This is a genomic window from Pyxidicoccus sp. M15 (assembly GCF_056858435.1).
In genome coordinates, this window is record NZ_CM166495.1 from 12,406,859 (window position 1) to 12,429,234 (window position 22,376).

Annotated in this window: 19 protein-coding genes; 9 read left to right on the forward strand and 10 right to left on the reverse strand. The window is 71.9% G+C overall.

The annotated features are described in order from the left end of the window. Nucleotides 1-60: 60 nt before the first annotated feature. The 4 genes from ACX9TP_RS46280 (at nt 61) to ACX9TP_RS46295 (ending at nt 4,331) form a co-directional block, all read left to right on the forward strand. Complete coding sequence (locus tag ACX9TP_RS46280; protein WP_482977125.1) at nt 61-459, forward strand: nuclear transport factor 2 family protein; 399 nt, start codon at nt 61-63, stop codon at nt 457-459. A 127-nt stretch (nt 460-586) separates the two neighbouring features. Then, nucleotides 587-1,633, forward strand: a complete 1,047-nt coding sequence (locus ACX9TP_RS46285) for an ABC transporter substrate-binding protein (RefSeq protein ID WP_482977126.1) — start codon at nt 587-589, stop codon at nt 1,631-1,633. Continuing rightward, nucleotides 1,630-3,297 carry an ABC transporter permease gene (locus ACX9TP_RS46290; RefSeq protein ID WP_482977127.1) on the forward strand — a complete coding sequence of 556 codons (1,668 nt, stop codon included), beginning with the start codon at nt 1,630-1,632 and terminating at the stop codon, nt 3,295-3,297. Before ACX9TP_RS46285 ends, ACX9TP_RS46290 begins: the two co-directional genes overlap by 4 nt. Beyond that, entirely contained in the window at nt 3,297-4,331 is a 1,035-nt protein-coding gene (locus ACX9TP_RS46295; protein WP_482977128.1) for an ABC transporter ATP-binding protein, read from the forward strand. Before ACX9TP_RS46290 ends, ACX9TP_RS46295 begins: the two co-directional genes overlap by 1 nt. A 16-nt stretch (nt 4,332-4,347) precedes the next feature. On the opposite strand, the gene ACX9TP_RS46300 is transcribed toward ACX9TP_RS46295, so the two are convergent. Beyond that, nucleotides 4,348-4,926: a DUF2911 domain-containing protein gene (locus tag ACX9TP_RS46300; protein ID WP_482977129.1), complete on the reverse strand. Its 579-nt coding sequence runs from the start codon at nt 4,924-4,926 to the stop codon at nt 4,348-4,350. Between the two features lie 127 nt (nt 4,927-5,053). Next, complete coding sequence (locus tag ACX9TP_RS46305) at nt 5,054-5,611, reverse strand: GNAT family N-acetyltransferase (RefSeq protein WP_482977130.1); 558 nt, start codon at nt 5,609-5,611, stop codon at nt 5,054-5,056. 187 nt (nt 5,612-5,798) lie between these two features. Here ACX9TP_RS46305 and ACX9TP_RS46310 point away from each other — a divergent pair, with 187 nt between their 5' ends. The 3 genes from ACX9TP_RS46310 (at nt 5,799) to ACX9TP_RS46320 (ending at nt 9,266) form a co-directional block, all read left to right on the forward strand. Further along, nucleotides 5,799-7,013, forward strand: coding sequence for an MFS transporter (locus ACX9TP_RS46310; RefSeq protein WP_482977131.1), 1,215 nt, complete (start codon nt 5,799-5,801; stop codon nt 7,011-7,013). Between the two features lie 42 nt (nt 7,014-7,055). Beyond that, a complete protein-coding gene (locus ACX9TP_RS46315; protein WP_482977132.1) occupies nt 7,056-7,325 on the forward strand; it encodes a DUF2277 domain-containing protein in 270 nt (89 codons plus the stop codon). A gap of 1,470 nt (nt 7,326-8,795) precedes the next feature. Continuing rightward, entirely contained in the window at nt 8,796-9,266 is a 471-nt protein-coding gene (locus ACX9TP_RS46320; protein ID WP_482977133.1) for a ricin-type beta-trefoil lectin domain protein, read from the forward strand. 21 nt (nt 9,267-9,287) lie between these two features. Here the strand turns inward: ACX9TP_RS46320 and ACX9TP_RS46325 are convergent, their stop codons facing one another. Together ACX9TP_RS46325 and ACX9TP_RS46330 are read right to left on the reverse strand one after the other, a co-directional pair. Further along, on the reverse strand, nt 9,288-10,220 hold the full coding sequence (locus ACX9TP_RS46325; protein ID WP_482977134.1) for a fatty acid desaturase: 933 nt from the start codon (nt 10,218-10,220) through the stop codon (nt 9,288-9,290). A 177-nt stretch (nt 10,221-10,397) separates the two neighbouring features. Continuing rightward, nucleotides 10,398-11,069, reverse strand: coding sequence for a phosphatase PAP2 family protein (locus ACX9TP_RS46330; RefSeq protein ID WP_482977135.1), 672 nt, complete (start codon nt 11,067-11,069; stop codon nt 10,398-10,400). Nucleotides 11,070-11,163: 94 nt separating this feature from the next. On the opposite strand from ACX9TP_RS46330, the gene ACX9TP_RS46335 reads away from it, so the two are divergent. Continuing rightward, nucleotides 11,164-12,276, forward strand: a complete 1,113-nt coding sequence (locus tag ACX9TP_RS46335; protein ID WP_482977136.1) for a GNAT family N-acetyltransferase — start codon at nt 11,164-11,166, stop codon at nt 12,274-12,276. Nucleotides 12,277-12,346: 70 nt separating this feature from the next. Here the strand turns inward: ACX9TP_RS46335 and ACX9TP_RS46340 are convergent, their stop codons facing one another. The 4 genes from ACX9TP_RS46340 to ACX9TP_RS46355 form a co-directional block, all read right to left on the reverse strand. After that, entirely contained in the window at nt 12,347-13,672 is a 1,326-nt protein-coding gene (locus ACX9TP_RS46340; protein WP_482977137.1) for a metal-dependent hydrolase family protein, read from the reverse strand. Between the two features lie 43 nt (nt 13,673-13,715). After that, nucleotides 13,716-15,575 (reverse strand): hypothetical protein, encoded by a 1,860-nt coding sequence (locus ACX9TP_RS46345; protein ID WP_482977138.1) that lies wholly within the window; start codon nt 15,573-15,575, stop codon nt 13,716-13,718. A gap of 152 nt (nt 15,576-15,727) precedes the next feature. Next, entirely contained in the window at nt 15,728-17,587 is a 1,860-nt protein-coding gene (locus tag ACX9TP_RS46350) for a hypothetical protein (protein ID WP_482977139.1), read from the reverse strand. 6 nt (nt 17,588-17,593) lie between these two features. Next, a complete protein-coding gene (locus ACX9TP_RS46355; protein ID WP_482977140.1) occupies nt 17,594-19,054 on the reverse strand; it encodes an MATE family efflux transporter in 1,461 nt (486 codons plus the stop codon). A gap of 313 nt (nt 19,055-19,367) precedes the next feature. Between ACX9TP_RS46355 and ACX9TP_RS46360 the strand changes: the two genes are divergently transcribed. Further along, the gene (locus ACX9TP_RS46360; RefSeq protein ID WP_482977141.1) at nt 19,368-20,408 is read left to right on the forward strand and encodes a gamma carbonic anhydrase family protein; all 1,041 of its coding nucleotides are present in this window, start codon (nt 19,368-19,370) and stop codon (nt 20,406-20,408) included. Between the two features lie 25 nt (nt 20,409-20,433). Here the strand turns inward: ACX9TP_RS46360 and ACX9TP_RS46365 are convergent, their stop codons facing one another. Beyond that, complete coding sequence (locus ACX9TP_RS46365; RefSeq protein WP_482977142.1) at nt 20,434-21,684, reverse strand: GAF domain-containing sensor histidine kinase; 1,251 nt, start codon at nt 21,682-21,684, stop codon at nt 20,434-20,436. A gap of 48 nt (nt 21,685-21,732) precedes the next feature. Further along, nucleotides 21,733-22,326, reverse strand: a complete 594-nt coding sequence (locus tag ACX9TP_RS46370) for an alpha-ketoglutarate-dependent dioxygenase AlkB (protein WP_482977143.1) — start codon at nt 22,324-22,326, stop codon at nt 21,733-21,735. Between the last annotated feature and the right edge of the window lie 50 nt (nt 22,327-22,376).

Genomic DNA, 22,376 nt, shown 5'->3' on the forward strand with positions numbered 1-22,376 from the left:
GCCGCACGGAGGGGCCTTGTCGCGCCGTCCCATGAGTTGTGTCATTTCCCGGAGGAGTCCATGTCCACGACGAACCTCGACACCGCGCTGCGCTACCTCCAGGCCCTGGAGAGCGGAGCGGCGGGCGAAGCGCTGGCGCCCTTCTTCCACCCGGACGCGGTACAGCGCGAGTACCCCAACCTGCTCACCCGCAGCGGCCAGACGCGGGAGCTGAAGAAGCTGCTCGCGGACTCGGAGCGCGCGAAGACGCTGCTGTCGTCGCAGCGCTACGCCGTGCGCGGCACCCTGGAGCAGGGCGACACCGTGGCGCTGGAGGTGGACTGGACGGGCACGCTCGCGGTGCCGCTGCGCACGCTGCCCGCGGGAGCGGAGCTGCGCGCCGCGTGCGGCATGTTCCTCACCTTCAAGGACGGACGCATCCTCTCGCAGCGCAACTACGACTGCTTCGAGCCGTTCTGAGCGTCGCCGCGGACGTTGCCCGACGACTCCCGAACATCGGGAGTCGCGTTGGCCGAACCCCATGCCTCCCCGAGGCAACCCGACGCAGCGGTGACTTTCCGCGCCCGTTCCGCATAATCCCCGGCGAATGCCCTCTCCAGCCCTGGTCCGGGGCGCCGGCCTGGCCGCCGTGCTCGCCCTGCTCGCCGCGTGCCGCATCGAGTCCGCCGCGCCCGCGTCCGGTCCCGTGGCCGCGCGCGAGGGCGCACCGTCCGGCGACGTGTGGGTCTACACGTCCATGTACCGGCACGTGCTGGACGCGCTGGACCCGCTGTTGAAGGAGAAGCTCCCTGGCGTGCAGGTCCACTGGTACCAGGCCGGCAGCGAGAAGGTGGCCAGCCGGCTCGAAGCCGAGCGCGCCGCGGGCGCCGTGCGCGCGGACCTGCTCGCCACGTCGGACCCGTTCCTCTACGAGCGGCTCGCGCGCGAGGGCGCCTTCGCGCGCTACGCCTCGCCCAACGTGCTCCGGGTGCCCCGCTCGCTGGTGGACCTGGACGCGCGCTATGCGGCCATCCGCCTGTCCACCATGGTGCTGGTGCACCGCCAGGGCACCACGCCCGTGCCGTCGTCCTTCGCGGAGTTGGCGGACGGACGCTGGAAGGGGCGCGTGGCCATTGGTGACCCGCTGACGTCGGGCACCGCCTTCACCTGGGCGGTGTTCTGCCAGGCGAGGTACGGCGACGCGTACTTCACCGGCCTGCGCGAGCGCGGCGCCCTCGTCGCCGGAGGCAACGCGGCGGTGCTCCAGAAGGTGGAGAGCGGCGAGGCGGACGCGGGCGTGCTGCTGCTGGAGAACGCGCTGGCGGCCCGCGCGCGCGGCAGTCCCATCCAGGTGGTGTGGCCCACCGACGGCGCCGTGGTCATCCCCGGCCCGGTGGGCCTCTTCGCGACGACGCCCAACCCGGTGGCGGCGAAGGCCGTGCTGGACGTGCTCCTGTCCCCCGAGGGCCAGCGCCTCATCGTCGACAAGGGCGACATGCACGCGGTGGACCCCAGGCTCGGAGGGCCGCGCGGCGAGCCCGGTGTGGACGTGCTGCTGGAGCGCGCGCAGCCGTGGACGCCCGCGCTCGTGGAGCGGGGCCTCTCGCGCGGTGGGGACGTCAAGGAGTCCTTCACCCGGGCCTTCTCCCGATGAGCACGCACGTGGCGCCGGGGCGGTGGCTCGGGCTGGGCGCGTGGCTCTTGCCCGTCCTGTTCTTCGCCGTCGGGCCCGTCGTCCTGCTGCTCCTGCGCGGAGCGGGGACGCCTGGGGACCTGTCGTGGCTGGCCTCGGAGGGCGGGGCGCTGGGGAACACGCTGACGGTGTCCACGGGGGCCGCGCTGCTGGCGCTGCTGCTGGGCACGCCGCTGGCGCTGCTGCTGTTCCGCACGGACCTGCCGCTGCGCGGGGCCTTCACGGTGCTGTTCACCCTGCCCTCCGCCATCCCCGCGTTCATCTGGGGCATGGGGTGGCTGTCGCTCGCGAGCCCCCGGGCGGGCTACCTCAACCGGCTGCTGGGCGAGGGCACCTTCGACATCTACGGCCCGGCGGGCATCGCCTTCGTGGAGGGACTCTCGGGCCTGCCGCTGGTGCTGCTGGCCGGGGCGGCGGCGTTCCGGCGGGTGGACCCGGCACTGGAGGAGGCCGCGCGCGTGTGTGGCGCCTCGCCGGTGCGCGCGCTGCTGACGACGACGCTGCCCCTGGCCCTGCCGTCGCTGCTGTCCGGCGCGGTGATGGTGTTCCTCATGGCGGCGTCGTCCTTCGGCGTGCCGTACCTCCTGGGCGTGTCGGCGTCGCCGCCCACGCGCGTGCTCACCACGCGCATCTATGAACTGGTGCTGCTGGGCGGAGACGTGGGGCTGGCGCGCGCGTCGGTGCTGGCCACCGGGCTGCTGCTGCTCGTGCCCCTGGCGCTCGTGGCGACGTGGGCGCTGGGGCGCTCGGGCCGGGTGCGCCTGAGCGCCGGAAAGGGAGTGTCCTCGCGCCTCTTCCCGCTGGGCCGGGCGCGGGGGCCGGCCACGGTGGCGGTGGGCATCACCTGCGCGGTGTGGGTGCTGCTCCCGCTGGCGGCCATCCTCCTCACGTCCCTGCAGCGCAGCTTCGGCGCGGACCTGGCGTGGCGGGAGTTGACGCTGGCGCACTGGTCCGGCGTGCTGCTGGAGCCGCGCACGCTGCGCGCCACCGGACGCAGCCTCTTGCTGGCGGCGGGCGCGGGCGGACTGGTGTGCGCCCTGGGGCTCGCGGCGGCGGTGCTCCAGCGGGGCTTCCGCCGCGCGGGGGCGGGAGTGGAGGCGCTCGCGGTGTGGCCCTACGCCGTGCCGGGCACGGTGCTCGCGCTGGCGCTGCTCCTCGCCTTCTCGCGTGACTTGCGCTTCATCCTGCTGGGCCGCGTGGCCTTCGTGCTCGCGCTGGCGCACACGCCGTGGCTGCTGCTCATCGCCTACGCGGCGAAGTACCTGGCGCTCGGGGCGCGGAACAGCGCGGAGGCGCTGGCGCAGATAGACCCGTCGCTGGCGGAGGCCGCGCGGGTGAGCGGCGCGGGCCCGCTGCGGGCCTTCGTGGACGCGCCGCTGCCGCTGCTCCGGCCGGCGCTCGTGGTGGCCTTCGTGCTCGCGTTCCTCGCGTGCGCGACGGAAATCACCATGTCCGTGCTGCTGGTGCCGGCGGGCACGGAGGTGCTGGGCACGCTGCTGTTCGAGCTGCAGAGCTACGCAGACCCGGCGGCGGCGGCGGTGCTGGCATGTGCCTTCGTCGCGCTGGTGGTGATGGGACAGGCGGTGCTCGCGCGGCTGGGCCGGCGCGCGGTGGAGGTGCGGTGATGGCGGCGCTCGCGCTGGAGGGCCTGTTCAAGTCGTACGGCACCACGCCCGTGGTGCGCGGCCTCAGTCTGGACGTGCGCGAGGGAGAGCTGGTGTCGCTCCTCGGCCCTTCCGGCTGCGGCAAGACGACGACGCTGCGCATGCTCGCGGGGCTGGAGCATCCGGACACGGGCGTCATCCGCATCGGAGGGGAGACGGTGGCCGGACCCGGCGTCCGCGTCCCGCCCGAGCGGCGCGGACTGGGCATGGTGTTCCAGAGCTATGCCGTGTGGCCGCACCGCTCCGTGGAGGAGAACGTCGCGTACCCGCTGACGCTGCGGCGCATGCCCAAGGCGGAGGTGGCGTCGCGCGTGAAGGAGGCGCTGCGCTGGGTGCGGCTGGAGGCGCTCGCGAAGCGGAGGCCGCACGAGCTGTCGGGCGGACAGCTCCAGCGCGTGGCGCTCGCGAGGGCGCTGGTGGCGGGCCCGCGCGTGCTGCTGCTGGACGAGCCGCTGTCCAACCTGGACGCGGCGCTGCGCGAGGAGCTGCGCGCGGAAATCGCCGCCCTGCGCGCGAGGCTGGGCACCACCATGGTCTTCGTCACGCACGACCAGGACGAGGCGCTCGCGCTGTCGGACCGCATCGCGGTGATGAACCAGGGCGTCATCGAGCAGGTGGACACGCCCGAGCGGCTCTACCGCGAGCCCGCGACACCGTTCGTCGCGGGCTTCGTCGGAGGCGCGAATGTCCTCGTGGGCCACGTGCGCGACGGGGAGTTCCACACCGCGCAGGGGGACGCGAAGTTTCCCCTGCCCGCGGGCCTGGTGGCGCCGGACGGCCCGTGCACGCTGGTGGTCCGCCCGGAGGACCTGGAGCTGGGCGGAGAGGGCACGCTGCTGCCGCTCTCCGCGCGGCTGTTCCTCGGGCACGCGGCGGAGTACCGCTTCCCGGTGGGCGGCACGCTGCTGCGCGTGGTGGGCCCCCCGCGCGACGCCCGCGCGGGGGAACTGCTGGCCGTGCGCATCTGGAAGGCGAAGCGGTTCGCCTCCCGGTGAGCCAAGGCCGGGTGGCTCAGCCCTTCTTCGCCGGCTTCACGGGGACGGAGACCTGCGTGTTCTCCCACGAGAGGTTCAGCGCGGTGCCCTTGTCATCGAAGGCGATGGTGAGGGCCTCGTAGGTGTCGGCGCTCTTCTTCGCCGGCACGTCCACGCGCAGGGCGTCGCGGTCCTTGTTGTACTTGTAGGCGCCCCACTCGCCGACGTCCTTGCTGAAGATGAGCGTCCACTTGTCGGCCTGCGGAATGGCGTAGACCGCGTAGGTGCCGGCCGCGAGCTTCTTGCCCGCGACTTCGAGGTCCGCGGTGGTGGTCAGCTCCGTGGAGGCATTCGCGCCCAGGCGCCACACCTCTCCGTAGGGGACCAGCTTGCCGAAGATGACGCGCTTCTCGCCCGTCTTCGGGTCCTGCATGCGGGGCGAGCTGTACGTCACCTTCACGTACGTCTTGTCGTCCAGCTTCTTCGCCGTCATCTGCAGCGGGCTGACGGGCGCCTTCTCGGGGGCAATGGTCTTCTGCGCCAGCGCGGGCGTGGCGGCGAGGAAGACGAGCGCGGCCAGGGTCGGAATGCTCAGCATGGGTCGGCGGTGCGTCATGGGTGGGCTCCTCTGTCGTGAAGGAAGGGCGGAAGCAGCGCCGGACCGTACCATCCGGCCAGCCGGGGGCACCCCCGTCTCTTCCGGGGCCATGCAACGCTGAACAGGCCCGCCCATTCCCCGACAGTCACCCGTGGAGCGGCATTGCGACGACGGCCCACTCGTCCGAGGCGTCCCGGTACGTCTTCAGCGGCTCGAAGCCGACGCGGGTGTGGGCGCGCATCGAACGCGTGTTGCGCGTGGCCACCTCCGTTACCGTGCAGTCGAAGCGCGCCCCGTAGCTTTCGCGGTGCCCGAGGTAGAGCGCGTCGAAGATGCCCTGGCCCCGGTACGCCTCGGCCACGCACACCTGGCCCATGACGTAGTAGCGGTAGTCGCCCAGCGGGCGCCCGCGCCAGCTCAGCGTCTCGAAGAGCTGGAACATGGGCTCCAGGAGGGGGACGAAGGCGCGCGCCTCCACCGGCATCACCAGCGCGTAACCCGCGAGCGTGCCGCCGTCCTTCGCGATGACGCTCGGCGCGAGCGCGTGCATCCGCTCCAGCACGTCCAGCGTGTGCGCCACCGTCAGGAAGCCCTCACGCGCGGCCTGCTCGGGGGACACGTGCTGCTTCAGGTTGGCGGCCTGGAGCTGGAGTATCTGCTCCAGCTCCTCGCGCCGCGTGACGAGACAGGTCTGGGGAGCCATGGTCCGCTCGTTCTAACGGGCATCCACCGCCTCCGTGAAGACACAGTCGCGGTTCGAAAGGGGCCCCAGGTGTGCCGGTCGGCTCGGGCCGTCCGCCCCCGGGCAGGCGTGCGTCGCCCACTCCGCTCTCCCGGAAACTGTCGCTGGCCCCCCATCCGCTTCCCATGGCATCCACGGCCCCACCGACATGCAACGTCCGACCTCCCGCGCCTCCGGGTCCATCCTGGCCCTCGCCTATCTCGCCTTCATCAGCCTGGGGCTGCCCGACGCGCTGCTCGGAGTGGCATGGCCGTCGATGCGGGACGGAATGGGCCTCCAACAGGCGCTCCTCGGTGCGCCCGTCGCGGCCGCGGCGATTTCGTATTTCCTCTCCGGCATGCTCGCCGGCAGGCTCATCCAGGGCCTGGGCATCGGCCTGCTGCTGACGGGGAGCACGGCGCTCGTCGCCTCGAGCGTGCTGGGCATCTCCGCCGCTCCCGCCTTCGCGCTCATCCTGCTGGCGTCGCTCCTGATGGGCTTCGGCTCCGGCGCCATCGACGCCGCGCTGAATACCTACGCGGCCCGGAACTTCGGGCCCAAGCACATGTCCTGGCTCCATGCCGCGTACGCGGCCGGCGCCACGGTGGGGCCGGCCATCATGACCGCCGTGCTCGTCCGGGGTGGCTCCTGGCGGGTCGGCTACGCGGTGATTGGCGGGCTGCTCGCCGCCATGGTCATCGCCTTCACCGTGTCGCGCAGGCGCTGGGACACCCCACCCTCCGAGGCGCCGGTGGTGCTGGACGCGCCTGGCGGCATCGGCCCGGTGCCGGAGGAGGAGCCGCGGGTCAGCGGGCGCATGGCGCTGCGCAGCGGCACGGTGTGGCTGCAGCTGGCCATCTTCTTCTTCTACACGGGCATCGAGGTCTGCGCCGGGCAGTGGAGCTATACGCTGCTCACGGAGGAGCGCGGCCTCTCAGGGACGGCGGCGGGGGCCTGGGTGTCGGCCTACTGGGGTGGGCTCTTCGTGGGGCGGCTCGTGCTGGGAATGGTGGTGGAGCGGCTGGGGCAGGTCCGGATGCTCCGGATGGCCACCGTGGGGGTGGTGCTCTCCGCCGCGCTGTTCGCCATCCCCGGGCTGGCGCTGGGGGCCATCGCGCTGCCGCTGCTCTCGTTCTCGCTCGCGTCCATCTACCCGGGGCTCATGGCCGAGACGCCCCGGCGCGTCGGGGTGCACATGGCGCCGCACGCGGTGGGCTTCCAGGTGAGCATGGCGACGCTGGGCATCGCGGTGCTCCCGAACATCGCGGGCCTCGTGAGCGAATACGCCGGCCTGCGTGCCATCGCACCGCTGATTGCCTGCTTTGCGCTGGTGCTGTTCGTGCTCCACGAGCGGCTTGTCGCCACCGCCGACCGGCCGGCCTGAGCGGCCTTGCCCGTACGGCCTGCACGCTCCTAGCCTTGGGGCATGTGCCGGAACATCAAGCCCCTGTTCAACTTCGAGCCGCCCGCCACCGACGACGACATCCGCGCGGCGGCGCTGCAGTTCGTCCGCAAGATTGCCGGCACGCGCAAGCCGTCGAAGCAGAACAGCGATGCGTTCGACGTGGCCGTGGAGGAGATCTACCAGAGCTCCAAGCGGATGCTCGACGGGCTGGTGGCGACGACGCCGCCTCGCAACCGGGCGCGGTTCGAGGAGCTGAAGCGACTGCGCTTCAAGAAGGCGGAGCAACGGTGACGGTGGCAGTCGGGTGCTGAGCACTCGCACGAGGCGTTGAGCGCGACCTGTCTTTCGTTGGCGCTACCCTGAGCAGGCTGTCGCTGCCCTCGGGGGGAGTCATGCGCTGGCGCTACGGTGTCGTTTCCGCCGTCTTCCTCGTGACTGGAGCGGGCTGCCTGCATGACCACATGCGGGATGGCTTCGTCGACCGCGCCGCGCGCAAGGACACGAAGGCGGCTCAAGAACAGGAGTGCCCTCCAGGGGAAACCTGGAAGTGGGACTGCCCCCAGCATGAGGGTGGCACCGAAGAGTGCGCCTGGAGATGCAAGTGAAGTGGCGGCCCTTGCTAGCGGCTCTCGCGGGACTCCTACTTCCGCTTCCCGTTGTTTTCGTCGTCGCCGCCGGGCGGGACTGGCCAGCGAGCAGGCCCCCAGCGCAGGAGCCTCGGAGGAACCTGGAGACGGCAAGCCCCGTCCTGACCCTCGATGAGCGCCGGGCACTGCTGACTCATGAGCGGCCGTGTGAGAAGGCGGAGGACTGTGAGCCCCCGCTCGGATGCCTCTCATTCTCGAGCGGCAAGGCCCTCTGCATGTCCAGCGAGTGTCAGACGGACCTTCAATGTGACGAGGGCTTCACCTGCAACGCGTTGCGGAGCCGGGGCCAGGGGCCGTGGGTACGCCTTTGTGTCGTCCAGGGACTGGCGGATGAAGGTGCGCCCTGCGCGTCCTCGTTCACGTACACCCGCGAAATGGTCTGCCGCCCAGGGCTTCTCTGCAACGGCTACTGCGGTCGCCCGTGCGAGCTTGGAGAACTGGGAACCTGCCCTGAAGGCACCACCTGCCTGGAGGGAAGAAACGGGCCCTCTTGCATGCCGACCTGTGATGGACGCTCCTGCCCTGAGGGACAGGAATGCGTATCCTTCAAGAAGGGCGTTTCGGTATGTGCTCGCGTCTGGGGGGAGAACTGCCAGCGCCAGCGCTGTCCCGAAGGCACGGCCTGTAGCGTGAGTTCTCACCCCAGCCGTCCGGGTGAAGTTGAAATGGAGTGCACCCGGCGCTGCGGTGCAAGCCAGCCTCCCTGCCCTACCGGGACAGTCTGCGAGCAGAAGGAGTGCCGGCGTCCCTGTGACGCGAAAGACGCCCGGTCCTGCGGCCCACGGCAGACCTGCGCGTACTTCTCCGGCACGCGACGCTGGCTCTGCGCCGTGAGTCTCCGTGAGCCGTCACCCCATTGAGGGAGGCAGGGCTACCACCTTCCCGTTACAGCCCGCACTCGCGGTCGCACGAAAAGGTGCAAGCTGGCGCTGGCGGTGCGTCACAGGCAACCGCGCGTGCGGACGCGCCATCACTCCCCGCAAAAAGCGCGCGAGGTGTGCGCTCCGACCCGAGCCGGGTTGTGTTTGAACCATTTTGTAACTTTCAAGAAAAGACAAACATCCCCCCCGCTCCGAAGGGAGTGCAGCTCCATTCATCTCGAGGGGGTATCACCATGAAGGAATTCATTCGCAACAGCGTGGCGGCAGCGGCGTGCATCCTGGCGGTCCTGGGGACCACGGAGGCGGACGCGAAGCCGACGGGCATCAAGATGGCGGGCGTCGACCAGTGCGTGGACATCCCCAACGGGAACTTCAGCAACGGCGTGCAGGCCATCCTGTGGAAGTGCCACTCCGGCGTGAATCAGAAGTTCGACTACACCGGTGGCCAGTTCAGCGTGATGAACGGAGCGCTCTGCCTGGACATCGAGGGCGGCAAGACGCAGGGCACCGCGCGCGTGCTGCTGTGGGAGTGCCACAACGGGCCGAACCAGCGGTGGGTGGTGAGGGACGGGCAGATTCAGAGCCTCCTGCCCACGCCGGACAAGGTTCCCCTCTGCCTCGACAGCGAGCAGAAGGGCAAGGAGACGAAGCTGGTGGCGCGCAAGTGCAACGGCCGCGGCACACAGCGCTGGCAGACGAAGTAGCCCGCTGACGCGCGGGTGGGCTCACCCACCCGCACTCGTCGGGCGCCCTGCCACCGGTGCGGGCTCCGGAGTCACCATGCGGGGCCCGCGCCAGAAGCGCACGAAGGCTGTGAGGTAGCCCGGCCGCTCGCGCGTCATGTCGTCATGGCGCGGCAGGTACAGCCACGGCACGCGCGGGTGCTGGTGGTGGGCCAGGTGCCAGTTGAAGTGCAGCAGCAGCGACTCGTACAGCGGATGGGCTCGCAGGTTGTGCGCCCCGTCCAGCACGTGCCGGGGGCTGTGCGCGTGGGTGACGTACTGCTGCGCCGACCAGTTGAGCCCGTACAGCGCGTACAGCAGCAGGTAGCGCGCGGGAGACAGGTCCAGCGCGAGCACCAGCCCCACGTGCAGCAGCACCACGCCGGCGCACTCCAGGCGGATGCGCCGCATGAAGGACTCGGGGATGCCCTCCACCATGGCCACGGCGGACGGGTCCTTCACGAGCCGGCCTCGCAGGGCTCCGGGAGCCACCAGCACCACCGCCATCGCCAGGGGCACCAGCAGCCAGAAGCCTCCCAGGTAGAGCGCGTAGAAGGTGACGCGCTTCCGCCGCACGTCGTCGCCCGGGTAGTACAGGTCGAACATCTCCGCGTCGCTGCGGTTGCGGCGGTGGTGCCCCAGGTGACATGCGCGCAGGAACGAGAAGGGCCCCGGGAAGAAGGCCGCGAGCAACAGGCCGAAGCCCTCGTTGACCGCCGGGCGCGCGTGGAAGACGCGGTGCTCCGACTCGTGCAGCAGCGAGTACAGCGGCAGGAAGAGGAACGAAAAGGCCACACCCGCGCCCAGCACGCCGGGCCACCCTTCCGCGCGAGAGGCGGCCCACTGCAAGGCCACGCCCCCGGAGATGATGCCGAGCGCCAGCGCCACGTTGAGCCGTCCCGGTGGCGCGGGGATATCCACGGACGCGCCGCTCATCGCTCGTGCCTTCCCGCGCTGGACAGCGGCCCACTGCGCGCAGGTGCGAAGCTCACGGACGCACCTCCCCGAGGCCCTGCCCGTGAGGACGTACGTTCCGCCACCACGCGGTGACCTGGCTCACGGATGCAATTTCCCCGAGCCCCTGGGCGTTACGGCGCCGCGCGGTGACATGGCTCACGTGCGCACCTCCTCCGAAGCCCTTCCCGCAATGACAGGCGTCACGGCACCGCGCCCCGCCTCCACGCCTCTCCACCGCCGGAAGAACACCGCATGCGCCGCGAGCGCCACCGCCACGCCGCCCAGCACATCCACCACGAAGTGCTGCTTCACGGTGAGCGTGGACACGGAGATGAGCGCGGCCCACACGAGCCACAGTCCCCCCGCGCGCCGGTGCCGCAGCCGCAGCGCTCCGAGCACGGTGACGGCGACATGGAGGCTCGGGAACGTGTTGCCCGGCAAGTCCTGCGACCACATCACCCGGAACTGCTCGCGCCAGTACGGGGACGCAATCGACTCCACCGGCGGGCGCGGGAAGTGCGACGTGAAGAGGAAGAAGCCCAGGTAGCACAGCGCATTCACCGCCAGCACCGCGCCCAGCATGCGCACGTACTCCTCCGCGTCCAGCGCCCACGCCGCCACGAGCGGGAAGACGAAGAAGGACGTGTAGACGGCGTACGTCCACGGGAGGAAGGGAATGGCCGCGTCCACCGGCAGCGACAGGTCGAAGCGCGGCGGCAGGTGCGCGTTGAGCCACCAGTAGCACTGGAAGGTGCCCAAGAGGACGACCACCGTGGTGGCCAGGCGGCCGGCGAAGCGACGGTTGAGGCGCAGCAACAGCTCCCGCATGGCCCTTCCTTCCGGCGAACAGGCCCGGATGTGAGCACGGCGCCGTGCCCGGCGCCAACGCGCGGCCCGCACCGGGTAGGCTCACCGCCGCCGCATGAGCCTCCTCCGACGCGCCACCCGTGACGACAACCCGACGCTGCTCGACCTGTTCGGCGCGGTGCCGATGCAGGGCGAGCTCGTCCTCTCCACCCAGCGCTCCCCGGACTACTTCGCCCTCTTCGACATGCAGCGCGGGGACGCCGAGGTCTGGGTCCACCAGGGCGAAGAGGCACACCGGCTCGACGGCATGGGCGCCATCCACGTGCGCGACGGCTGGCTGGACGGCCGCCCGTGCCGCGTGGGCTACCTCGGAGACCTGCGCACCCGCTTCGCCGCGCGCCGGGCCCGCGGCCTCGCCCGCCACTTCGGCCCCGTGCTGGAGGAGACCGCCGAGCGCCTGGGCGTGGACACCTTCCTCACCGCCGTCATGGCCTCCAACGCCACCGCCCTCCAGGCCCTGGTGCGCCGCAAGCCCGGCCGCGAGGCCCAGCCCCACTACGCCCTGCTCCGCCGCTTCTCCGCCGTCTCCATCCAGTTCCTCCTCCGCCGCCGGCCCCGCCCCAGCGCCTTCACCGTGCGCCGCGCCACGCCCGCGGACGTGCCCGCCATGGCCGCGCTCCTCGACGCGGACCACCGCGCGCGCCCCTTCGGCTACCGCTTCGACACCGGCGAATTGGAGCACCGCTTCGCCCGCTGGCCGGGGCTGCGCGTGGAGGACACGTACCTCGCCTTCGACGCGGGTGGGCGGCTGGTGGGCTGCACCTCCGCGTGGAACCCCGAGGCCGTGAAGCGCTACCGCGTCCACGCGTACCGGGGCGGCATGCGCTGGGTGCAGCTCGGGTGGAATGCCATGGCGTCCGTCGTCCGGGCGCCGCGCCTGCCCGCGCCGGGCAGCGACTTCCGCTACTTCTACCTCTGCAACACGAGCGTGCGCGGCGAGGACCCCGCCATCTTCCGCGCCCTGCTGGACCGCGTGTACGCGGACTTCCACGGCCAGGGCTTCCACTTCTTCACCCTCTACCAGGGCGAGGACGACGCGCTGGCCCCGGCGCTCAAGGGCTTCCTCCAGCGCCGGCTCGACTTCCACCTCTACGCCGTCACCCCCGCCTCGCGCCCGCGCGACACCTTCCCGCCCGGGCGCACCGGCTTCGAAATCTGCCTGCCGTAGGCAGCGCCCGCGCCCACCGTGCGGCGCCGGGTGCCACCCGCTCCGCGGCTCGGGCCTCGGCCTCCCACGCTCACCGTGCCGCGCTCGACGCCTGCGACTCCGTGTCGTGCCGGTAGACGACACCTTCCTTCATCACGAAGAAGACGCCCTCCGTCTTGCGGATGTCCTGGAGCGGGTTGCCCGGCACCGCCACCACGTCCGCCAGCTTCCCCGGCTCCAGCGTGCCCAGCGTCGCGGACACGCCCAGCAGCTCCGCCGCGTGGACGGTGGCCGTGCGCAGCGCCTCCACGGGCGGCATGCCCGCCTCCACCATCAGCGCGAACTCGCCCGCGTTGCGTCCGTGCGCGAAGACGCCCGCGTCCGTGCCGAAGGCAATCCGCACGCCCTTCGCAATCGCCTTGCGCAGCGCCTGCTTCCGCGCCTCGTCCACCGCGCGCACCTTGCGGATGTTCTCCTCCGGCAGCATCCCCTTGTCCGCACGCTCGCGCACGCCCTGGAAGGCCATGGCCGTGGGCACGTACCAGGTGCCCTTCTTCTTCATCAACTCCAGCGCCTCGTCATCCAGCAGCGAGCCGTGCTCGATGGAGTCCACGCCCGCGCGGACGGCCCGCTTCACCCCTTCCGCGCCGTGCGCGTGCGCGGCCACCTTGCGCTTGCGTGCGTGCGCCTCGTCGACGATGGCGTCCAGCTCCGCCTGGGTGAGCTGCGGCGAGTCCACGTCCGAGTTCAGGCTCAGCACCCCGCCCGTGGCGCACACCTTGATGAGGTCCGCGCCGAACTTGAGGTTCTCCCGCACCATGGCGCGCAGCGCCTCCGGGCCGTTCGCCACGCCGCGCGTGGACTCCTCCGCGAGCACGCCCTTGCGGAAGGAGTTGCCCCCGTCGCAGTGCCCACCCGTGCTGCCCAGCCCCACCGTGGCGGTGATGATGCGCGGCCCCACCACCGTGCCCCGGCGGATGGAGTTGCGCAGCCCCACGTCGATGAAGTCCGGCGCCCCCAGGTTGCGCACCGTGGTGAAGCCCGCCATCAGCGTCGCGCGCACCTTCGGCAGCGACTCCAGCGTCTGCTCGGGGATGGTGCGCTGCAGGTCGTCGATGACGTCCTGGCGCCAGTCCGCGCCCGGCTCGCCCGTCAGGTGCGTGTGCGCGTCCATGAAGCCCGGCAGCAGCGTGGCGTCACCCAACTCCACCACGCGCGCGCCTGCGGGGACGGCCGCGCCCGCTCCCACCGCCGTCACCTTCCCGTCCTGCACCACCACCACGCCCGGCGTGACGAGCTTCCCCGCCTTCGCGTCGAACAGGCGCGCGGCCTTGAGGACGTAGGACTTCGGAGGAGCCTCCGCCGCGGAAGCGACAGAGGACAGGACCAGGGAGGCCAGCAGGAGCGAGCGTCGCATGGGACGCATTCGCCTCCTACTGGCACACCCGAGTCAAGCCACCTCACTCCGGCGTCAGCGACAGGCTCCAGGCCCCCGGGTAGCCGCCGTGCGCCAGCAAGAGCGTCACCACGTACGTGCCCGACTGCCACACGGTGAGCCGGCCCTCCACCGGCGCACGCGACACGTCCCCGGGCAGCGCGAAGGACACGAGCGCGGACGGTGACGTGTCGACCCGGTACGTCCGGCCCGCCTCCAGCGTGACGGTGAAGACATCCAGGTCGTTCTCCGCCTCGAAGTTGCCCGACGCGGGCAGCGCCAGCGGGGCGGCCTGGCTCGTGAGGCCCGTGAAGTCATCGGTGCCCACCCGCTCCACCTTCAGCGTGCGGGCTTCCATGAACGAGGCCGACAGCACGGTGAGGCTGAGCGACGGGACGCCATTGACGTTGACGTGCTTGGAGCTCACGCGCTCCGTCTCCGAGCCGCTCCGCGAGCCGTAGGCGTTGATGCTCATCCGGCACTCGGGCTCGCAGCTCACCACGTAGACGCCGTCCCGGTCGGTCTCGAAGGCGAGGGCGTCGAAGTCCGAGCTGGAGTGGGCGCGCACCGGGATGGGCACCCCCAGCGGAGAGCGAGCCGCCTCCGCGACGTAGGTGGGGTGGTCATCCGGGCCCAGGTCCTCCAGCACGAGCTGGAAGGGCTCGTCCGTCAGGCCGCTGCGGGAGGGCGTGAGCCGGAGGTGATACGCGCCCGCCCCGCCGGTGGGAATGGGCAGCCAGGTGTTGGCGGCAACCGGCCCCAGCCGCTTCCCACCGCTTTCGAAGAGCTGGATGTCCAGGGGGAGCACGGGCTGCTGCCGCAGCGCATAGGCGTGGCCCGCCACGGCCGTGAAGACCAGCTCATCCACGTCCTTGCTCGAGTGCATCCGCACGGAGAGCGGCACGCCAACGGTCAGCCGCGTGGCGGTGGCCGACGTGTCCCCATGGTCATCCAGCCCCAGGTCCGTCAGCTTGCAGTCGAAGGTCAGCGGCGGCTCGCCCAGCGTCGGGCTCACCTGCATGAACCACGTCCCGGACGTGGTGGCCTTCATGTCCAGCCGGGGCTGGTTGCGCACCCCGAGCCCCTCGGCGGAATCCACCACCCGGCCCGAGCCATCCAGCAGCCGCAGCACCACGCCGGAGTCCAGCGTCGGCAGCGTGCAGCTGAAGCGGTAGGCATGCCCCGCCACGGCCTGGAAGCGCACGACGTCCGCGTCCCCCAGGAAGGTGCTCGTCACCTTGAAGGGCGCGTCGGACGGGTCCCTCCCCGAGGCCCCCGACGGCTGGTCGCCAAAGTCATCCAGCCCCATGTCCACGAACTGGTACGTGTACGTCCCCGTCGCGCCGCCGTCGCCGGACACCTCGACGAACCAGGTGCCCTCCTCCAGCCCCGTGAAAATCCACGAGCTCCGCCGGGCATCGAGGAGGAAGCTGCTCACCTGCCGGCCGGAGCCGTCCAGCAGCCGCGGCTGGCAGCGGGGCAGCGAGTCCGACTGCGCGCCGCAGTAGAAGAAGTAGGTGTGGCCGGGCTTCGCGGTGAAGGAGAAGAGGTCCCGGTCCGACTGGCCGCGCGTGCTGGCGCTGATGCGGCCCTCCTGCGGACGGCCCTCGTCCAGCGGGGTGGCCTCCTCGGGCGAGCCCGCGTGGTCGTCCGGCGTCACGAAGGCGGCGACCTGGCACAGCAGCCCGGCGGAGTCCTCCCAGGGGCCGCAGCGGCAACTGGGCTGGCCCGCGTTGGAGAAGCACGTGCCCGCCGTGCACCGCACGCCCGCGCAGGCGACCTCGTCGTCCGCCGTCGTCTCGAATGTGGGGCCACAGCCGGCGAGCGCGAGCAGCACGGTGATGACCAGGGGAGCGGCTCCCCCTCGGAGCGAAAAGCGAAGCAAGTGCGGACCTCGGGTCGACGGCGCGCACTGGAGCTATGAACGGCGCACCGCCCCGCCAACGCACCGCCCCCGCGCGGCGCCGGCGCATGTTCCCCAGCGCACACGCCGCCCGTCGGCCGGAGGGCAGTGGCGTCCGGAGTGATGGCCCGCGCTCACTGCTCGGTCAGCGTGAAGCGCCACGGTTGCTGCGTCAGGCCCGCGCCCCCGTGGACCAGGATGAGGTACGTGCCGGAGCCATTCGCGGTGAAACCATCACCGAAGAACCCCATCAGGGAGCCGTTCGGGTCGGTCACCTGTACCGGAAGCCCGCTCACCGTCATGAACAACCGGTACCGGCGCCGCGCCACCAACTGCACCGCGAAGACGTCCTCGTCCACGACTGTCTGGAGGATTCCGGACACGGTGACCGGCAGGGTCAGCGGTGTCGCGTTGAGGGCATTGTCGCCGTGGTCGTCGGTGGCCACCTTCGCCAGCCGCAGGGTGAAGCTCTCGACGCCGGGCATGGAGCGGAGCAGGAGCGTGCGGCGCTCCATCCATGACGAGTGGACGAGGTACCGTCCGGGCCCCAGCTGGGCGAAGCCGTTCGGGAAGTGGCCCTCCGTTACCAGGGCCACGTCGCACGCGGGCTCGCAGTCGACGCGGTAGATGCCCCCCACCTCGGAGGAGAAGGCGATGGCGTCCGTGTCCAGCGGCGACTCGAACCGGCCGGTGGCGACGGCCGCCTGTCCGATGAAGGTGGCGGTCTCCGGCGTGTCGCCGTGGTCGTCCGGCCCCAGGTCCACCAACGTGAAGAAGCAGGAAGGCAGCCAGGCGGAGCCCCGCGTCAGGACGAGGTAGTACGTCCCCTCCACATCCGGCTCGAAGCCCAGCGCGCCGGAGGTCCCCTGGGCCAGCTGCACTCCCGCGGAGTCCATCACTCGCGCCCCGCACGCCTCGGACCCTCCCGACCGCAGCACGAAGACGTGGCCGGGCACACCGGTGAAGGAGAGCACGTCCGTGTCGGCCTTCGACTGGAAGGTGACGGACACCGGGAAGCCCGGCATCACCGGCGTGGCGCCCTGCGGTCCGTCCGCGTGCTCGTCGGGGCCCAGGTCGTCGAGCCGGCAGGAGGACGTCACCGGGAACGTGCCGGACGAGACGCGCAGCTCCACGACCCAGTCCTCCGTCTGCGTCGCCATGGCTCCCACGGCGGCCCTGCCCACCGCGAACTGCGGGAGGACCTCCAGCACCCGCCCGCCCGCCGTCGTCAGCCGCAGCTCCTGGTAGATGGTGGTCGTCTGCTCGCAGCTGAAGCGGTAGCCCTGGCCCGCGACGGCGCGGAAGGTGAACACGTCCCGGTCCTCCGGCGTGCTGTGCGTCACCGGGAAGGAGATGGGCTCGCGGAGGGCCTGGAGCCGCGTGGCGTCCCCGCGGCTGTCGCCATGGTCATCCTCGCCCAGGTCCAGCAGCTGGTACGTGTACGTCCCCTCGAACGTGTCATTGCCCACCTCCACGTACCAGGTGCCCGCCGTCTTCGTCCGGGCCACGCCCACCCACAGGGCCCTGCCGTCCTCCAGCAACCGGCTCACGACGAGCGGGGCCTGGCGGCCCTCCGCGTCCAGCAGGCGCGGCGTACAGTCGTCCAGCGTCACCTTCCCGCAGCGGAAGGCGTACGCGTGGTCCGCCTGCGCGGTGAAGGCGAAGAGGTCCTTGTCCCTCAGCTCCGGGCGCAGGCCCTTCTGGAGCTCCGCCGTCCGCGGGGCCATGGGCAGCGTCAGCACGGTGGCGTCCGCGGGCGAGCCCCCGTGGTCGTCCGGCGTCTCGAAGGCGCCGACCTCGCAGGCCACCCCGGCGGTGGACGCCCACGCGTCGCAGCGGCACAGGGGCTGACCGCCGTTGGAGATGCACTCACCCGCGGTGCACCGGATGCCGGCGCACGCCTCGGCGTCGCCCGGCAGCTCCACGGTGGAACCACACGCGGCCAGGACGAGCCCGCACGCCAGGATGCTCGGCAGGAGGAGCCGGAGGGACATGGGACGCTAGACCTCGCGATGCTTCCAGGTGCCGCGCCGGAAGAGGATGACCGCCGCCACCGCCAGCACGGAGAAGGCGACGGCGATGGACAGGAAGACACCCGAGGGCCCCATCCCCACCGGCCCGGCGAGCACCCAGGCCAGGGGCACCTCCAGCAGCCAGAAGCAGCAGATGTTGAGGACGGTGGGCGTGGTGGTGTCGCCCGCGCCGTTGAAGGCCTGCGACAGCACCATGCCGAACGCATAGAAGAGGAAGCCGCTGCTGACGATGCGCAGCGCGTGGGCCGCGTGGGAGATGACCTCCGGCTCGCGGGAGAAGGCCGCCACCAGCGGCTCGGCGGTGACGAAGAACACCACCCCCACCGTGCCCAGGAAGATGGCGTTGATGCGGGCCGCCGTCCACACCGCCTGCTCCCCCCGCTCCGGCCTGCGCGCGCCCAGGCTCTGCCCCACCAGCGTGGTGGCCGCGTTGCTCAAGCCCCACGAGGGCAGGAGCGCGAAGAGGACGATGCGCAGGGCGATGGTGTAGCCCGCCACCGCCGCGCTGCCGAACGTCGCGACGATGCGCGCCAGCACCACCCAGCTGGTGGTGTTCACCAGCGCCTGCGCGGTGCCCGCGCCGGACAGCTTCAGCATGGACAGCATCGTCCCCGGCTCCAGCTTCAGGTGCTCGCGCCGCAGCTTCAGCCGCCCGTCGCCGCGCACCAGCCGGTAGAGCTGGTACACCACGCCGCAGCTGCGGCCGAACGTCGTGGCCACCGCCGCGCCCATGACGCCCAGCTCCGGGAAGGGGCCCACGCCGAAGATGAGCATGGGGGCGAGGACGATGTTGATGGCATTGGCCAGCCACAACACGCGCATGGAGATGGCCGCGTCCCCGGCGCCGCGGAAGATGGCGTTGATGAGGAAGAGCAGCAGCACGCTGCCCATGCCGCCCAGCATCACCTGCGTGTAGCGCACGCCATGCTCCAGCACCCACGGCGAGCCGCCCATCAGCGCCATCAGCGGCCGCGCGAAGACGACGCCCGCCACCGAGATGGGGGCCGAGAGCGCCAGGCCCAGGCCAATGGCCTGCACCGCGGTGCGCGCGGCCCGCTCCGGGTCTCCCTCGCCGATGCGCCGGGACACCAGGGCCGTGGCGCCGATGCTCAGCCCCATGGCCGCCGCGTAGATGATGGTGAGCAGCGACTCCGTCAGCCCCACCGTCGCCACCGCGTCCGCCCCCAGGCGGCCGACGAAGAACACGTCCACCACGGCGAAGACGGACTCCATCACCATCTCCAGCACCATGGGCACGGAGAGCAGGAAGATGGCCCGCCGGATGGGCAGCCGCGTGAGGTCCTGCCGCGTCCCGTGGACCGCCTCCTTCAAGGACGTCCACAGCCCGGGGGACGCCGCCTCGGGCAGTCCTCCGGCCTCGACCACCGGTGATGAGTCCGCACCGGCGGGAGATGATTCCGACGACATTGCATGCCTCCGTGCCGCCCTTGTGTCAGGAAGGTGCGACCGCGTCCAGGGACGGAACCGACGCCGTCACCTGACCCGGCGCGTGTGACCCGGACCCGGAGTGGGCCCCGGCCGCTGCCCGCCCCCTTCCCGAGGGGAAACCACGATGGCCCACCGCCCGATTTCCGGACCACCGAACGGTGGAATGGGACCTGGAGACGATGCCGCCCGCCCAAGCGTCGGAGGGTCGACAACCTACCTGCGCCGCGGGGCCGTCCTTAAGTCGGAGGGCCGGGTGTAGGGTGCCCGCACAATGGGAATCAGCCTGCCACCCGTGAGTCCGACCGGGGCGCCCACCGGGGGGGCCGCGCATTTCAGTCTGGCCAGCAGCGCCCGGGTCCTGGGGACGCTCCACCTGGGCCCTGGCGCCGTCATCGCCCAGGGCGCGGTCATCCGCTCCCAGGGGGGTGCTGTGCGGCTGGGGGCGGGCGCGGCCGTGCTGGAGAACGCCAGCGTCACCGGCACGTCCGAGCACCCCGTCCTCGTGGGCGAGCGGGCGGTGCTGGGCCACCGGTGCGTCGTGCTGGGCGCGGAGGTGGGAGCCCTGTCCGAGGTGGGCAGCGGCTCCATCCTCATGCCCTTCGCCCGGGTGGGCGCGCGCTGCCTCGTGGCCGAGGGCACCGTCATCCCCTCCGGCATGGTGGTGCCGGACGAGTCGGTGGTGGAGGGCCGCCCCGGCCAGCTCCTCCGCCGCGCCACCGCCGAGGACCTGGAGCGCCTGCGCCGGCTGCGCGGCGGCAACCTCTCACTGCCCGGTCAGCCCCTCACCTCCTTTTCCGCGAGAGACCGCGCCGAGGATGCCCCCATGGGACAGCTCTACACGTTTCGGGACAAGCACCCGCTCGTCCACCCGACGGCCACCCTCTTCTCCACCGCCGAGGTGTCCGGCGACGTCGTCATCGGCCCCGGCTGCATCATCGGTCCCGGGGTGAAGATTGTCGGCGACTCCGAGGGGCCCGTGCGCCTGGGCGCGGGCGTGCAGGTGCTCGCCAACACCGTGTTGCACCTGCCACAGGACAGCGGACTGGTGCTGGAGGACGGCGTCATCATCGGCCCGGGCTGCACGGTGCACGGCTGCCACGTGGGCGCGGGCACCGTGGTGGAGCCGGGCGTCATCCTCTGCGACGGCAGCCGCCTGGGCAGAGGCTGCCTCGTGGGCGCGGGCAGCCTGGTGAAGCCGCTCTCCAGCTTCCAGGACGGCGCGCGGGTGGAGGGCTTCCCGGCGGTGCAGACGGGCACGCTCTCCACGCCGCCGCCTCCGCCGCGCTGGGCCCTGCGGCCCGAGGACCTGGCGAGCCTGCGGCGCGTGGGCTAGCCCTCCGCGCGCCGCCGGGCGGGCCTCAGGTGGCGGGGCTCGGGGCCTCGGGCAGGGTGAGCTCGAAGCGCGTCCCGTCGCCCGGCTTCGACGTCACCTCCAGGGTGCCGCCGTGGGCGAGGGCCACCTGCCGCGCCAGGTACAGGCCCAGGCCCAGCCCGGTGGAGCCGGGGCCTCGCGCGAAGCGCTCGAAGAGGGTGTCGAGCATGTCGGGGGCAATGCCCGGGCCCTGGTCGGTGACGGCGATGCGCGCCTGACGGCCCTCGGGGCGCACCTGCCACTGGACGTCCAGGCCCACGGGCAGGCCCGCGGGCGAGTGCTTCAGCGCGTTCGCGGTGAGGTTCTCCAGCACCTGCCGCAGGCGGTCCGCGTCGGCGACGACGACCAGCTCGTCCGGCCCCCGGTACTCCACCACGCGCCCGGGGCCGCGCATGGCGGCGGCCACCTCTTTCGCCAGGGCCACCACGTCCACCGGCCCCGGGCGCAGGGTGAAGAGGCCCTGGTCCAGGCGGCTGACGTCCAGCAGGTCCGAGACGAGCCGCGAGAGCGCCTTGAGCGAGGCGAGCGCGCCGTCCGCGTCCCGCTGGTAGTCCGCGGCGTGGTCGCGCGTGGCGCGCCGCTGGATGAGCTCGATGCGCGCGCGCAGCGGCATGAGGTGGTTGGCCATGTCATGGGCGAGCACCGTGACGAGCTCCTCGGCCGCCGCGCGCCGCGCGCTCCGCGTGGCCAGCTTCGTCAGCTCCTGCACCAGCTCCACCCGGTGCGCCACCGTCCCCACCCAGCGGGCCACCGCCACCAGGAAGCGCATGTCGTCCGGGACGAAGAAGTCCGGCTCCGCCGAGGACACGCCCAGCACGCCCCGCGTCTCGCCGCCGATGGGCAGCGGCACCATCAGCGAGGACTTTATCCCCAACCGGTGCTTGATGCCGGGCAGCTCCTCCGGGTCCTCGTCCGCGCGGTTGTTCAGGAAGGGCTGCTCGGACTCGTACGCCTGCACGGCGCGGCCCCCGTTGGCCAGCGGCAGCCGGTCCAACCCGAGCGCCTTCTGCTTGCGCCCCATGGGCGTGTCACTCGTCCCCGCCGCCACCAGCGTCTGCGTGGACACGTCGAGGAAGAAGATGTCGACCTTGTCCGCCCGGAGCAGGTCCGAGATGACCAGGCTGGCCCTGTTCATCGTCGGCCGCAGCTCGGCCGCCGGGAGCGCGAGCAGGCTCTCCAGCGCATGGAGCAGGCGGTCCCTGCGTTCACCCTGGGTCTGGGAGGTTCCGTCACTCACGGAAGAGAAGGTGGGCTCCCTGCCCCTTCCGGTCTACGGGGCCGCGCTTCACACCGACGGCGGCGCACCGCCCGCCCGCGAGGCCGCACGGCGGGCCGGCAAGGGCAGCACGGTGCGGAAGCTCAGCGAGTAGCGCAGGTGCTTCACCGGGGACAGCGTGTGCTGCCACACCGAGCGCGCCTCCCCGGCCAGCACGTAGGCGGAGCGCGGCGCCAGCTCCAGGGCGGCCGTCTCGTACGCCTCGCCCACCTTGCGCCGGAAGCGCATCCGCGCCGCGCCCAGCAGGGACACGCCGATGACGCAGGGGCCGAACATGGGCGCGTCCCGGTGCCAGCCGATGCTCGCGCCCGGAGGGTAGCGGGAGACGAGGACCTCCTCGAGCGCATGGGGCTCCACCCCCGCCACGCTGGCACAGCGGTCCCTCAAGGGAAGGAGGAAGCGCGGAATGGGGGCCGCGGGAGAAATCCGCCAGGACTCGTAGCCGTAGTCCCAGCCGTAGTGCGCCACCGTGCGCCGGGCCACCACGCCGTGCATATGAATCTCCTTGAAGTCGAGCGCCGCACACGCGTCCGCGAGCGCGCGCTCCTCCTCCTCCGAGAGGAAGTCGGGCAGGTAGCGCAGTCCTTCCGGCAGCACCGTCATGAGGGGAAGGTGGGAAGCCAGCGCCCCGCTGGCAACGACGTCCGCGGCAG

Excerpts from the sequence above, each read along its gene's own strand:
- ACX9TP_RS46295 (WP_482977128.1), top strand. The coding sequence starts at position 3,297 with ATGGCGGCGCTCGCGCTGGAGGGCCTGTTCAAGTCGTACGGCACCACG.
- ACX9TP_RS46310 (WP_482977131.1), top strand. The coding sequence starts at position 5,799 with ATGCAACGTCCGACCTCCCGCGCCTCCGGGTCCATCCTGGCCCTCGCC.
- ACX9TP_RS46335 (WP_482977136.1), top strand. The coding sequence starts at position 11,164 with ATGAGCCTCCTCCGACGCGCCACCCGTGACGACAACCCGACGCTGCTC.
- ACX9TP_RS46280 (WP_482977125.1), top strand. The coding sequence starts at position 61 with ATGTCCACGACGAACCTCGACACCGCGCTGCGCTACCTCCAGGCCCTG.
- ACX9TP_RS46300 (WP_482977129.1), bottom strand. The coding sequence starts at position 4,926 with ATGACGCACCGCCGACCCATGCTGAGCATTCCGACCCTGGCCGCGCTC.
- ACX9TP_RS46290 (WP_482977127.1), top strand. The coding sequence starts at position 1,630 with ATGAGCACGCACGTGGCGCCGGGGCGGTGGCTCGGGCTGGGCGCGTGG.
- ACX9TP_RS46285 (WP_482977126.1), top strand. The coding sequence starts at position 587 with ATGCCCTCTCCAGCCCTGGTCCGGGGCGCCGGCCTGGCCGCCGTGCTC.
- ACX9TP_RS46305 (WP_482977130.1), bottom strand. The coding sequence starts at position 5,611 with ATGGCTCCCCAGACCTGTCTCGTCACGCGGCGCGAGGAGCTGGAGCAG.
- ACX9TP_RS46340 (WP_482977137.1), bottom strand. The coding sequence starts at position 13,672 with ATGCGACGCTCGCTCCTGCTGGCCTCCCTGGTCCTGTCCTCTGTCGCT.
- ACX9TP_RS46325 (WP_482977134.1), bottom strand. The coding sequence starts at position 10,220 with ATGAGCGGCGCGTCCGTGGATATCCCCGCGCCACCGGGACGGCTCAAC.
- ACX9TP_RS46355 (WP_482977140.1), bottom strand. The coding sequence starts at position 19,054 with ATGTCGTCGGAATCATCTCCCGCCGGTGCGGACTCATCACCGGTGGTC.
- ACX9TP_RS46330 (WP_482977135.1), bottom strand. The coding sequence starts at position 11,069 with ATGCGGGAGCTGTTGCTGCGCCTCAACCGTCGCTTCGCCGGCCGCCTG.
- ACX9TP_RS46315 (WP_482977132.1), top strand. The coding sequence starts at position 7,056 with ATGTGCCGGAACATCAAGCCCCTGTTCAACTTCGAGCCGCCCGCCACC.
- ACX9TP_RS46320 (WP_482977133.1), top strand. The coding sequence starts at position 8,796 with ATGAAGGAATTCATTCGCAACAGCGTGGCGGCAGCGGCGTGCATCCTG.
- ACX9TP_RS46350 (WP_482977139.1), bottom strand. The coding sequence starts at position 17,587 with ATGTCCCTCCGGCTCCTCCTGCCGAGCATCCTGGCGTGCGGGCTCGTC.
- ACX9TP_RS46370 (WP_482977143.1), bottom strand. The coding sequence starts at position 22,326 with ATGACGGTGCTGCCGGAAGGACTGCGCTACCTGCCCGACTTCCTCTCG.